The 11,945-nt window shown below is 45.0% G+C and carries 10 protein-coding genes; 5 read left to right on the top strand and 5 right to left on the bottom strand.

All coding sequences use genetic code 11. The annotated features are described in order from the left end of the window. Nucleotides 1–61: 61 nt before the first annotated feature. Both ACT89M_RS07085 and ACT89M_RS07080 read right to left on the bottom strand, forming a co-directional pair. On the bottom strand, nucleotides 62–1,117 hold the full coding sequence (locus tag ACT89M_RS07085) for a hypothetical protein (RefSeq protein ID WP_154890868.1): 1,056 nt from the start codon (nucleotides 1,115–1,117) through the stop codon (nucleotides 62–64). Continuing rightward, complete coding sequence (locus ACT89M_RS07080) at nucleotides 1,117–2,952, bottom strand: HSP90 family protein (protein ID WP_154958513.1); 1,836 nt, start codon at nucleotides 2,950–2,952, stop codon at nucleotides 1,117–1,119. The genes ACT89M_RS07085 and ACT89M_RS07080 overlap by 1 nt, the downstream gene beginning before the upstream one ends. Before the next feature lie 361 nt (nucleotides 2,953–3,313). Here ACT89M_RS07080 and ACT89M_RS07075 point away from each other — a divergent pair, with 361 nt between their 5' ends. The 3 genes from ACT89M_RS07075 (at nucleotide 3,314) to ACT89M_RS07065 (ending at nucleotide 5,917) form a co-directional block, all read left to right on the top strand. After that, on the top strand, nucleotides 3,314–4,216 hold the full coding sequence (locus ACT89M_RS07075) for an ABC transporter ATP-binding protein (protein WP_308722535.1): 903 nt from the start codon (nucleotides 3,314–3,316) through the stop codon (nucleotides 4,214–4,216). Continuing rightward, nucleotides 4,209–5,042 (top strand): ABC transporter permease subunit, encoded by an 834-nt coding sequence (locus tag ACT89M_RS07070; protein ID WP_167375682.1) that lies wholly within the window; start codon nucleotides 4,209–4,211, stop codon nucleotides 5,040–5,042. Before ACT89M_RS07075 ends, ACT89M_RS07070 begins: the two co-directional genes overlap by 8 nt. Before the next feature lie 77 nt (nucleotides 5,043–5,119). After that, nucleotides 5,120–5,917 carry a MurR/RpiR family transcriptional regulator gene (locus tag ACT89M_RS07065; RefSeq protein ID WP_154890865.1) on the top strand — a complete coding sequence of 266 codons (798 nt, stop codon included), beginning with the start codon at nucleotides 5,120–5,122 and terminating at the stop codon, nucleotides 5,915–5,917. A gap of 13 nt (nucleotides 5,918–5,930) precedes the next feature. Here ACT89M_RS07065 and ACT89M_RS07060 read toward each other — a convergent pair whose 3' ends face one another. Both ACT89M_RS07060 and ACT89M_RS07055 read right to left on the bottom strand, forming a co-directional pair. Further along, nucleotides 5,931–6,920 (bottom strand): Gfo/Idh/MocA family protein, encoded by a 990-nt coding sequence (locus tag ACT89M_RS07060; RefSeq protein WP_253500282.1) that lies wholly within the window; start codon nucleotides 6,918–6,920, stop codon nucleotides 5,931–5,933. Between the two features lie 29 nt (nucleotides 6,921–6,949). Next, nucleotides 6,950–7,963 (bottom strand): Gfo/Idh/MocA family oxidoreductase, encoded by a 1,014-nt coding sequence (locus ACT89M_RS07055; protein WP_253496342.1) that lies wholly within the window; start codon nucleotides 7,961–7,963, stop codon nucleotides 6,950–6,952. Nucleotides 7,964–8,219: 256 nt separating this feature from the next. Between ACT89M_RS07055 and ACT89M_RS07050 the strand changes: the two genes are divergently transcribed. Beyond that, entirely contained in the window at nucleotides 8,220–9,506 is a 1,287-nt protein-coding gene (locus ACT89M_RS07050) for a DUF5050 domain-containing protein (RefSeq protein WP_308722534.1), read from the top strand. Nucleotides 9,507–9,757: 251 nt separating this feature from the next. Further along, entirely contained in the window at nucleotides 9,758–11,155 is a 1,398-nt protein-coding gene (locus tag ACT89M_RS07045) for a helix-turn-helix domain-containing protein (RefSeq protein WP_487345146.1), read from the top strand. A 46-nt stretch (nucleotides 11,156–11,201) separates the two neighbouring features. On the opposite strand, the gene ACT89M_RS07040 is transcribed toward ACT89M_RS07045, so the two are convergent. Next, on the bottom strand, nucleotides 11,202–11,789 hold the full coding sequence (locus ACT89M_RS07040; protein ID WP_090918165.1) for a GbsR/MarR family transcriptional regulator: 588 nt from the start codon (nucleotides 11,787–11,789) through the stop codon (nucleotides 11,202–11,204). Nucleotides 11,790–11,945 lie beyond the last annotated feature (156 nt).

Here is an 11,945-nt window from a genome sequence, read left to right as displayed (position 1 = left end):
CAAGTAAATGACAAAAAGGCTTGTTCGAAAGGATTTCTCCTTTACGAACAAGCCTTTTGAATTATGCAATTAATGAGGATACATGTGTGTTTCCGTTGCGCTGATCAAACTTGGCTGCGGTAGCCTGGGCATACTCTTCAAAATAATCTGCAAGTTTGAGTAGGTTTCCCGGATCTCCCTCATACGGGAATGAAGCCGGCAGACGCAGGCGATACCCTTCTGAGTCCTTTTCTTCAGCCCAGCGCCGCAATAACGAAGCTGCCTTCGCATAATACATCATTTTGGCATACGCATCCTCATGATCGGCTGCGAGCACCAGTGTTTCTTCAAGGATATCAATCCCTTTGGCAGGATTCGTAAGTGCGAGATACTCCATCTGCTCGGAAAAACTCTGCACGAAATCATTTTCACCTTTGATCAAACGATATCCTTTAACCTGATGTTTATCTGCCTCATCCTTCCGTCCCAAACGATACAGTGGCATCAGAACTTCGGACAAGGTCAGATGTGGGATCTCCGCACAGCTCATGCGTCCTTTGAGAATCGGCTTGGCGACTTCCAACACCTTCTCGTCGTCTCCCTTTAACATAAAATAACGCAAAATCTCGTCCTGCTCACACGCCTCGCAGTCACTCATGAAGTCGCGGTCTAACGCTCTAAACTTGTCATAACTGCGCCCCGCTTCTTCCAGCTCTCCGAAATCCATAAAAATGCGGAAACGGTAGTACCAGTAAGAACGCTCGCTGTACCCATAGGACTTAAACCTTGCTCCGAAATCCTCGAGCAGCTCCATGATCTTTTCACGTGAGATTTCCGGGAAATCGGGCATTTTGCCAAGAATCCATTTATAAGACCACAATAACGTTTCTTCATCATACAGCTCTGGTTGCTGATCAAACTTGCCTAGTTGCCAGGAGAAAGCGATCAAAGCTTTCATCGGATATCCACAGAAGGTGGCGACATCCACAATCTCTGAACGTGCTTCGTATGCCTCCTCAACCATACCATTGAGATCAGCCACCCGCGCTGCTTCCTCCAAAAAACCAAGCTTTGCGGAACCATTCGGCAGCTGATAGGCCTCTTCCATCAAATCTTCGAATTCCATCTCTGTCTTCATCAGGCATCTCCCTCATGATTCGTATTTGCGCGTAAACCCCAATCAATAAACCGTACAATTCCCTGGTTCAATACTTCAAGCTCCTGCTTGTTCATGGCATAATGTCCCATCATCAGTGCGTTGACATACAACATTTCAATAGCAATCGGTGTCATCTGATTATCTGGTGACGTCAACACCCGTTTAATGATCGGATTGTTCACATTCAGATACAACGTCGAGTACCCTGCCGAATTAATACCTGATGACAACGAACCGAGAACAGAGGAAAATAAGTCTGTGCTCTCTTCGCTCGCTTTTTCCAGCGCACGCAGCGTGGATGATTCCTGCGAAAGGGTGAACAACACCGGCAAGTCAGCGGGCTTGAATCCTTTCACTTCTGCGCGGCAGCGGAAACGTTGTAATGCCGAATCTGCCAGGCGTAGCGCATCATAATACTGGTTACGTTCAGCCGGTGCAACATCCGTGAATGTCATCGATACTTCATCTGGTTCAATACGCTCGGTCTCTACGTTATTCAGTATGACAGGCAGCATCCCCATCAGTTCTTTATCGTAGATGTAACCTGCGTTAACGACCAGCATGGACTGTGCAGAAGCCACATGGTGGATCTGGCGGTATTCATCAATGGTACTGGTATAGTACAGTGTCTCTCCTTCATCAATCAGTTCACCCAGTTCCCGGTGTCCTCGCGTTGTATCGAAAGGCAACCAGCGGTGAATCATCGCGTAAAATTCCTGATCCTGAACAGCCAGCGCCTTCATCGAAAGGGCGTGCAGACGAATCAACTTCTGTAGACGTTCAGTCTGCTGTTCAGCCATTTCGGTTAGTCCCATCCGCAAGGCGTCTCCGAGCTCGGAGCGCACTTCTTCCAGCTTTTCATTTTCATAAAAATGCTCTCTTGAAGCTGTCGGCTGCAGCTCGTCGGTCCAGATCAGACATTTTACAAAGAACGCCCATTCCGGCAAAATATTCTCGGCCTTCTCCGAAATAAGCATTCGCTTCAGATAGACCCGGTGAGAACGCTTGGCATTCAAATTCACGGCGTGCGGCAACACATAGGCAATGCCTCCCGTGCGCCCCGAAGCCGTTGTCAGCGGGATGAAATCCTGGAATTTCTCCCCAAGCAGACGTTCACCAAAGGCAAGCACTTCCGCACGGCAGGAACGAGCAAGCTCTGGACGTGTTAACCAGATCGGAGAATCCTGATTAACTACAGATTGCCCCCCGTCATGAATCAACGTGACCGGATAAGGCAGTAATGCACCATAATAAAATAAGGCTTCTTTCACATACTCCGCTTCAAAGTAGTGTGCCGCTTCCGGCGTGCAACGCAGATATACTTTCGTTCCGGGAGACAATTGCGTGTCCAGCTGCCTAATCGTATACGTACCATCCGGCTTGCCGCGCCACTCCATGGAAGGGCCGCCCTTCACTGATTGAGTCAGCATGACAATCTCATGACTGACCATGAAACAACTCAGAAGACCAATACCAAAACGCCCAATAAACGATGTCTCGCCATCCAGCAATGCCTGTTGTCCCCGCTTCGAGGATTGTCCAATCATCGCTAGAAACTCATGGATGTCCGCTTCGGTCAGACCAACTCCGTTGTCCTCCACCATCATCGTCAATTGATCTCCGGTTCCTGTTAGCTCAATACGAGCTTCTCCCTGATATCCCGGTTCCACTTCCTTGCGTGCCGTAATCGCATCTGTTGCATTCTGCATAAGCTCACGCAGAAAAACTTTTGGACTGCTGTATAAATGATTCGATAAAATTTGGATCATTCCGCTCAGGTTCACCTGAAAGCGATATTCATTGGGTGTACTCATAAACCACTTCACCTTTCCTTTGGATCTAACACAACACTTAGCCGGCTTTAACATCTTCACACTGAATAAATGGATGTGTTAGACGAACTCATTATGTATATATCGGCCTATACTCTATTACTCCATTATCTATAGCAATGAAACAGCACTCAAACGGCCTTCATACCTTCTTTTCAAGGATACATTGTACAGCCTGTCAAAAAAACAAACCTTAGACCCGATTTGGTGGAATTTCCCGGGGAATTATGCACTAGGATTTCAGGACTATTGAAGCAATAATATATTTCTTTAGTCTTAGTTGAACGATCTGACACCGCTGGACGTATAATCATCAAATTTAGAAAACGGACGGTGACTATACATGATTGAGGTTCTCAATATAAACAAATATTTCGGGGAGCATCAAGCGCTACAAGATGTCAGCTTCACGATTCAACAGGGCAGTATAACCGGGCTTATTGGCCCAAACGGCTCGGGTAAAACAACCCTCATTCGGATCATGAACGGAGTTCTGGGCGCAAACAGCGGGCTGGTTACCATCCAAGGCATGGATACATCAATAAAAACAGAAAAGGTGCTGGGAATCTGCGGAACACTGACCGAGCAAAGTGGCTTGTACGAAAATATGAGTGGGCGGGATAATCTTCTGTTTTTTGCGGATGCCTTTGGGCTAAAACGTGCAACTGAACGCATTGACGAGTTGGTGCATCTCCTTGAGATTCAGGATTACCAGCATCGTAAGGTCGGTACCTATAGCACAGGGATGAAGAAACGTTTAGGTCTGGCACGGGTGCTGTTGCACCGCCCTTCGATTTTGTTTCTCGATGAGCCGACCAACGGTCTCGATCCTGACGGAATCCAGACTGTGCTTCGTATCATTCGTCAGTTAAATACGGAGCTGAACCTGACGATTCTCATCTCCTCACACGTGCTTACTCAGCTTTCCGCCGTGTGTGATCATTATATTTTTATGGAAAAGGGTCGTGTTGTTGAGAAAGGGACTGAACAGGAGATCATTCAGCGTTATCAATCCGCACCGCGGCTAGAGGTCGAAGCAGATATGCCACGCGGTTGGAAGACGGGGATTTATTCGCCTGAGACGGTTACAGCGCATACAGCAACATACCAACTCTCGTCTCGAGAGCATATTCCGTTGTTGCTTCGGCAGCTGACCGAGCATGGTCAGGTCTATCAGGCACGTATGGAAGGTAATGATCTGGAAAGCATCTATTTTGCGATAAGGGAGGCGAATGCACATGAATAATCGTCAGGCGATACGTGCACTCATTCGTAAAGATATTCGTTCTGTCACATCCAGTGTGCAACTATGGCTGCCTATGCTGATTGTACCGCTAATTATCGGAATCATTGTTCCCTCTGCTATGTTGTGGGTTGCATCCCGCGTGGATCTACACTCGATTAGTAACTTAAATGTTGTATTGGACACATTAGACAAGCTCATTCAGAGTGGACAGATGCCCTCCCTTGCTACCATGAGCACAGACAATCAACGCATTGTTTATTTTCTTGGCTTGTATATGTTCGCCCCCTTGTTTCTCATCATTCCAGTGATGGCTTCCAGCATCCTGACTGCCAACAGTTTCGCTGGCGAGAAGGAACGCAAGACACTGGAAGGTTTGCTATTTACACCAATGAGCATGAGTACACTGTTTAGAGGTAAAGTTCTGGCTGCTTTCATTCCGTCAGTGTTGTTGTCCTGGGTGACCTTCATCATCTATGGGGTCATTGCCAACATCCTGATGTACCCGATCTTCGGCACACTGATGTTTCCGAACTGGAACTGGATCATTCTGATCCTTTGGGTGGTCCCTACATGCAGTTTAGCCGTTATTCTCCTCAATGTGCTGATCTCGGCTAAAGTACGGGGATTTCAGGAAGCTTACCAGCTTGGCGGACTTGTTGTCTTGCCCCTGATTGCCCTGATTGCTGGTCAGGCTACCGGCATGTTAATGATTGGGCCATGGATGTTGCTGGGCACCGGTGCAGTGATGCTGCTCACGAGCTTTATTTTACTCCGTCTCGTAACCATGTGGAACCGCCGTCAGCAACTTGCGGAGAGTCAGATCTGATTGAGAAATAAACAGACGCGAGTTATGATGTGGAGACATGTACTTGGGATGATTATAGAGAGGAATGGAACAACAGCATGGAATACAACCTACTCCAGAAATTAAAATATGCTTCATCATTAACGGCACAGGAGAAGCATATTGTGGACTTTATCCTGAACGACCCCGAAGTTGTATTCCACTCTACAGCCCATGAACTGGCTCAGCAGACTTATACAAGTGCGTCCACTATTGTTCGTCTATGCAAAAAGCTGGGTACCAAAGGGTACCCAGACTTTCAGTTAAAGCTTGCGCTAGAATATCAACAACATCCCTCTTCCCCCTTACGGACGCCGGATCATACAATCACAGAACAAGGCAATGTACTGGCTGCGATTGACTCTGTTCCCTACCTATATCACCAGGCGCTGGATGAGACACACCGTATGTTAAGCGCTCCTGTTCTAGTAAGAATCGCGAATTGGGTCAAAGAATCCGCACGTATCGATATCTACGGTAGCGATATGAATTATTATTTGGCACAGCAAGCTTGTGCCAAATGGAACGAGCTTGGCATTGCGGCGGTGGCACACAATGGTCCCAACATGCATTATTTAAATACAATGAATACCAGTCAGTTCATCCTGTCTTTTGTCATATCTCATACGGGAGAGAACTCATCCATGATTGAAGCTGCCAGAGTACTGAAGAATATGCAACGTAAAGTCATCGCCGTGACCGAAAACAATCTTTCAACACTGTCCAGACATTGTGATGAAACACTGCTAAGCTATGGTTATAACGAACAATTGAGGTTATCCAAAATGTCTTCCATGATCTCGGTACTCTATCTGTTTGATATGCTGTATATGGCGAGCATTAGCGACAACTACTGAGATTTATCATTAATCATTTATCCGCATCCGCGGCAAAAACAATTCCCGCATTTTTGCGAGCTTCCGCCAGTACGTTCATTACAGAACGGCTGTGTTGAAGCAGTTCATAACACCGCTTATAGTTTTTAGCCAAATAAATATCTCTGAACACTTCCCACTCATAGTACAGCCAATTGGCTTTGTTCTGCGCACTATACTCCTCAGATGGCTCTTTCCCGATCTGAAGCTTGATTTCCCGGCAACCGTTCGCTCCTCCTACAACCTGTAGGTACCCTTTTTCTCCCTGGATGAGCACAAAGTTCATGCCATTCGTATCTTTAGCACCTACACATTCTGCAATGAACTCGGGATACTTGAGGACCACAACTCCTGATGTATCAATGCCGTTCGCATGCTGATTCGCTGTATACGAAACGGTATTCGGACTGCCAAACAAACTCATAACCAGATGCAGATTGTAAATGTTGATATCCATCAGCGCTCCACCAGAGAACTCGGGATTAAATACGTTCGGTGTCTGCCCCGCTAGAAGATCATTGTATTTACGGGAGTATTGACTGTAGTTACACTGAATCAGTTTGATCGCACCAAGCTTTGGTAGTTGCTCCTCGATGATTTTGATATTGGGCAAATGAATGTTGGAGATGGCCTCAAACAGCAGCAGGTTCTTTTCTTTTGCAAGTGCAATCAGCGTTTCTGCTTCCTGAAGCGTGGACGTGAACGGTTTTTCACATACAACATGTTTACCATGTTGAAGTGCCTGATAGGCCTGTTCATAATGCATACTATTGGGCGAAGCAATGTAAACGAGATCTACATTTTGATCCGAAAGTAAGGACTCCAGGTCTGTATAGATTGTACTTACCCCATATTTACCTGCAAGCTCTTGCGCAGTCTCTCTCTTACGGGAGTACATCGCTGTGACCATGACATCCTCCAGTTCATTGATCGCGGATAAAATGGCATCTACAATGGAACCTGTACCTATGGTTGCTATCTTCATCATATCGTTTCTCTCCTGTCGTTGATGGTTCAGTCTGCTTTCCTTGCCGCTTCAACCCCATCATGTAAAATATCCAATACATACAAAACCTCGTCATCTTTGACCGGTTTATCATCGTGATGTCGAATGGCATGAAACAGTCGGTCGTATAAAATGCCGTAATCCGTTGCTTGCGAAGGAACTTTCTCTGTATGTGATATTCCCTCATCGTCTACATAACTCATTGTTCCCCAGTTATCCTCCGATTCAGCTTCAATAGATACCCTGGTTCGTCCTCCCTCATTTTTCTTTTGATGTCCACTGCTATATTTGACAAAGCTTCCCCGATCCCCGTGTACAACGAATTTCGGGTGCTCAATCTTAACAAGAAGACTGCACTTGATCGTGGCCTTCATTCGTCCATACCGAAAATCAATATCAATATAATCATCGGATTCACCCGGCGTTATCAAACTTCGAACGTCATAATCTATCCGATCAGCTACGCCATATATTGAGATTAACTGATCAATGGTATGCACGGCCAAACCTTGCAGCAAACCAAATCCGCTCCTGCTGTAATGTGGGTGGAAATAATCATAGTGGGACTGGAGTTCAACAATATTCCCCAGTTTGCCGCTCTCGATTACTTGTTTCAATGTCAGAAAGTCCCCATCAAATCTGCGATTCTGATTCGCCATAGCGATGAGGTTTTTACGCTTAGCAAGTTCGAAGATGTCTTTGGCTTCCGCAGAGGTCGAAGCAAAAGGCTTCTCCACAAGTACATGTTTCCCATGTTCCAATGCCAGATTGGCGTACTCTACATGGCTATCCACATGGGTGGCGACAACAATGAGTTCAATTTCATCATCCTGCAAGATGTCTTCAATATTCGTCGAGAAAGCAATCTCGGGATAGAGTGATTCACGCTCTGTGTCGCCAACCCGATCTTCCTCCCGGCGGTATATCGTTTTCACCTTGATATTCTCTTTTTTGTCCAGATAAGGCAAATGATAATTCACTACCGCATTTCCAAATCCAATGATCGCTATATTTAAAACCATGACAGCTCACCCCTCTTCTCTGGTTGAGTGTAATGTTACCACGACTAAATTAGGTGGAGAATATTTCAGGACGAGAATGGTAGCATCATGCGCAAATGGATTTCAAGTTGAACCGAGTATGAAATTCAATTTCATTCTCTTGCTTTTTCTCCTTCTATCCCTGCTCTCATCCCCATTCTAGATCTAACATAAATTCCATAGTTTACCGATATAACATAAGAAATTGACGACATATATCTAAGGGGAGGAAGCAAGAATGAAAACAGGGTATACATATGTACAACGCACCCTCTGTGCATTGCTGTTATTTACACTCATTACAGCAGTTACATTAGCAGGCGGAACCGCTGCCCAAGCAGCTTCGCTAAGCCAGTCAACCGTCTATTATGAATCTGATGGCGTACTTTACAAAGTATCCGGAGATGGTAGCAATCCAGCAGAAGTATTAATTGATTTTGAAGGCGTAGATTTGACTGCAGCGGGATCATATCTCTACTACACTCAGTCCTCTACTTCCACAACATTACTTCGCGTTCCAAATGACGGTTCCAGTGATGAACCAGAGACATTCGCTTCCGATGTCATCAATTATTATGCGGATAACGGATTTATCTACTACATAGACTCCAAGGGAAGCATATATCGTGCCAATGGCGACCAAGGTATATCATCTGCAACCAAAATTGCGGACAAAGTTAATACGGACTATCCACTTCTAATCGTGACCAAAGGACGTGTGTACTATAATGCCTTGGTTGGCGGGAATACGTGGGTGGCTTCCAAAGCATCAAACGGTACTGGAAACGTACAGAAGCTGGCCCAAGGTGCTGTAGAGAGTCGTTATTTTGTGAACTTTGCCAAAAATGAATTACAACTCATGGTCAACACCAATCCTGACGAGCAATATTACTCTACAAAAGCTATTGTGATGTACAAGGCCAACTACAACACAGGTAAAGGCACGGCCGTGAATGCAAAAGCCAAGCTTGATGTAAACGCCGTTTATTCCGGTGGCTGGAGCAACAATCTATATGTGTACAATAGCGGTATTAAGCTGGACAGCAACAAGGAATATAACTATACCCTGGGCAAAGCTTATGCATTGACAACATCCGGTAAAACATTTCAGCTTCACTCCAAAAGCGTGCGAGAAGTCAGTGCAGTTGGAACAGACAAGGTGGTAATCATTGATGCGGATCAAAAAGCGTACGCCAAAACGGTTACTGCGAGCAAGGTGAGTAAAACGTCTAATCTCAACTTGAGCAACGTAACCTACGTTACGAATCAATGGATGAATGATAAACCGGATGTTGCCTACATTTCTGGAAAAAACGGCCTTTATGCAGTCAATCCATCTCTAAAAGTAAGCAAAATAGCTGCTGACGAATGGGAAACGTTCCACTTGCGAGATGATGTTCCAGGAATCTTCTACATCCATGCGAAAGATGAATTCCGTTTATATCATTCAGAGTCCAATGGAACAGGGCAACAAGCATTAAGTGATATATTCCTGGACAACATTCTTTTGATTACACTGAATTAAGTCCTTTCCAGATTCGTTAGATTTTCAGGTTTGATTAATAATGTAAGAATAAGATGGCTCTACAGCTTTGGTGCTGGGTGTCATCTTTTTTTGTGATGCTCACATTTTGACGTATATGTTACATTCGACGTATAAAATTTTCATTTTTCTTTTCACGTTTTCTGTTTTGTCGAAATTATTTTTCAAAAACGCCTTCCATTTGAGAATGATAATTGTTATCATTAAGAAAATAAGACAAAAGGATGGTCCGTATGAATGAATCGTTTCCCGTATTAACCGAAACCTCTTCTTTACCGCTACTCTCTTCCATGTGCCGAGTACGTCGCGGAAAAAATTTCCGTATACAAGGCATCACGGTAAGCCGGCCCATACTTTGTCTTATTTTAAAAGGCAACGGCCTTCTGGTTCTGGACGACATCGTTTACGAAGCACAGGCTGGTGAACTGTTTCTGATCAAACCCGGCTTGACTATCGATGCAGTGGCTCATTCAGGAATCACTGAATTCCTTATGTTAAGTATGGAACAAGTCAATATGCAGCGAGTACGAGGCAAATGGAACATGACCGCTTCTTCCTATCTTCCATTTGAATGGCAGGCTGGCAAAATGCGCATCCGGCATGAACAGCAGGCAGCAGAACGAATGGCCAAGTTGTATGATTCCTATCGAGGGGAACTTGCAGATCATTTTGTCAGCATACATAGTCAGTTACATGAACTTCTACAATTCCTGTCAGAGCATCGATTGGAAGAAAACCTTGAAAAGGTAGATCCCGCACTGGAGCGTAGCATTTCATATATGCGTCGTTTCATGAGTGAAGGTATTAGCATGGATCATCTGGCCAAAATCGCCGGACTGACCCCAAGCTCATATTCCCGCAGCTTCAAAAAAGCAAAAGGCATGTCACCTACCGATTATCTCAATCGGCTACGGATTGAAGAAGCCAAAAAGCAACTGATAGAGGAAAACTGTGTTCTCAAAGAGGTTGCAGAATCCGTTGGATATGGCAATGAATATTATTTTAGTCGTAAATTCAAGCAGATGACTGGCATTGCGCCAAGTATATATATGAAGAAACATCGGTTACGTGTAGCCACAATATCTAGCGCTGGCTTTGATGAGCACCTACACTCCTTGGGATTGAAGCCAGTTGAATCACTGAATTTGGGCCATAGTCAGAATAAGAAGACAGCGGAGCAAGAACGTAATCTAACGAACCAACTGGAACAACTTCGCAAAGCTAAACCTGATCTGATTATTGGTGACGTGTCCTGTCAACCTTATACTGATCAACTGAAAGGTATTGCCCCTGTCGTCATTGTCGAAGTGACCGATGATTGGAAAGAGACTCATATTCGGTTGGCAGAGCTTACCGGGCGTGAGAAGCAAGCAAAGCACAATTTCAAGGAACTTGCACTTCATCGGTTGGAAGTCGCTCCATCCTCTACATTTACATCGAGTCGCGACCGGAAGCATGTCGTTTGGACAGACCGAATGAATTCTCCGCTTATTCATTCACAAGCCAAAGGCTCCACATTGCGGATTCCCTCACAACATATACAGCGGAAAAAGAAAAACCTATTGAAGCCCGTTGTCATGCATCCTTCTACGGCATTGGTACACGAAAACTTGAGTGTCATCGGGCGTTAAAAAGCAAAGGGACCCTTCCTGACGGAATGGGTCCTTTGTTTCGAGCTTATAACTGTTCTTTCATTTCTTCTTTAATCTCTTCTTTTGGAACAAGCTTATAGATTTCTTCATCTTCCATCGTATCAATAAGCCTGTCGAGCCATCGGTAGTATGCTTCCGCTTGCAATACTTTACGCTTGTCCTCATGCAGTACTTGCAGAAGCTCAGCGTCAGTCTGTTCATCAAGCTGATCCATCAACCGGTTCATCTCATCTACGGATTTACGAAGAATCTGAAGGTTGCTCTCCACCGCTTTTCTCCATTTAATGGCGAAATAATCCGTAAACGTCTGATGCCAGTCATACTCCACTTCATATAGATCTTTTCTGGAGCCTTTGCTCCACACCTTATTTACCATTTTTAGATCCAGCAGAGTTCGTACTCCGGTGCTCATGCTTGTTTTGCTCATTTCCATTTCCCGGCCCATATCATCAAGGGTCATCGGTTTTTCTGCGAAAAATAGCAATCCATATAAATGTCCCGTGGACAACGTTACGCCGTATAGATCCATATTTCGTCCAATGGCTTCGATAACGCGTTTACGGATCTTCAGCACCGCTGTCTGCTGATCCTCTTGCAAATGGTCCAAGCTCATGCTTGCAACCTCCATTCTGACATTCCAGTCTTGGCAAAAAATCAGCATGTTCAAGCTCTGCTTACATGGGAAAGCATGTAACTGGATATTCTATAAGCTAGAAAACACCTCACACCCAATGGATTATCTTGGGAACTTTACCATGCTTCAATTTGC

This window comes from Paenibacillus sp. NN59 (assembly GCF_057597225.1).
Note: the sequence above shows the minus strand (reverse complement) of the source record. Positions and strands in the feature narration are given on the sequence as shown.

Excerpts from the sequence above, each read along its gene's own strand:
- ACT89M_RS07085 (WP_154890868.1), bottom strand. The coding sequence starts at position 1,117 with ATGAAGACAGAGATGGAATTCGAAGATTTGATGGAAGAGGCCTATCAG.
- ACT89M_RS07080 (WP_154958513.1), bottom strand. The coding sequence starts at position 2,952 with ATGAGTACACCCAATGAATATCGCTTTCAGGTGAACCTGAGCGGAATG.
- ACT89M_RS07075 (WP_308722535.1), top strand. The coding sequence starts at position 3,314 with ATGATTGAGGTTCTCAATATAAACAAATATTTCGGGGAGCATCAAGCG.
- ACT89M_RS07070 (WP_167375682.1), top strand. The coding sequence starts at position 4,209 with ATGAATAATCGTCAGGCGATACGTGCACTCATTCGTAAAGATATTCGT.
- ACT89M_RS07065 (WP_154890865.1), top strand. The coding sequence starts at position 5,120 with ATGGAATACAACCTACTCCAGAAATTAAAATATGCTTCATCATTAACG.
- ACT89M_RS07060 (WP_253500282.1), bottom strand. The coding sequence starts at position 6,920 with ATGAAGATAGCAACCATAGGTACAGGTTCCATTGTAGATGCCATTTTA.
- ACT89M_RS07055 (WP_253496342.1), bottom strand. The coding sequence starts at position 7,963 with ATGGTTTTAAATATAGCGATCATTGGATTTGGAAATGCGGTAGTGAAT.
- ACT89M_RS07050 (WP_308722534.1), top strand. The coding sequence starts at position 8,220 with ATGAAAACAGGGTATACATATGTACAACGCACCCTCTGTGCATTGCTG.
- ACT89M_RS07045 (WP_487345146.1), top strand. The coding sequence starts at position 9,758 with ATGAATGAATCGTTTCCCGTATTAACCGAAACCTCTTCTTTACCGCTA.
- ACT89M_RS07040 (WP_090918165.1), bottom strand. The coding sequence starts at position 11,789 with ATGAGCTTGGACCATTTGCAAGAGGATCAGCAGACAGCGGTGCTGAAG.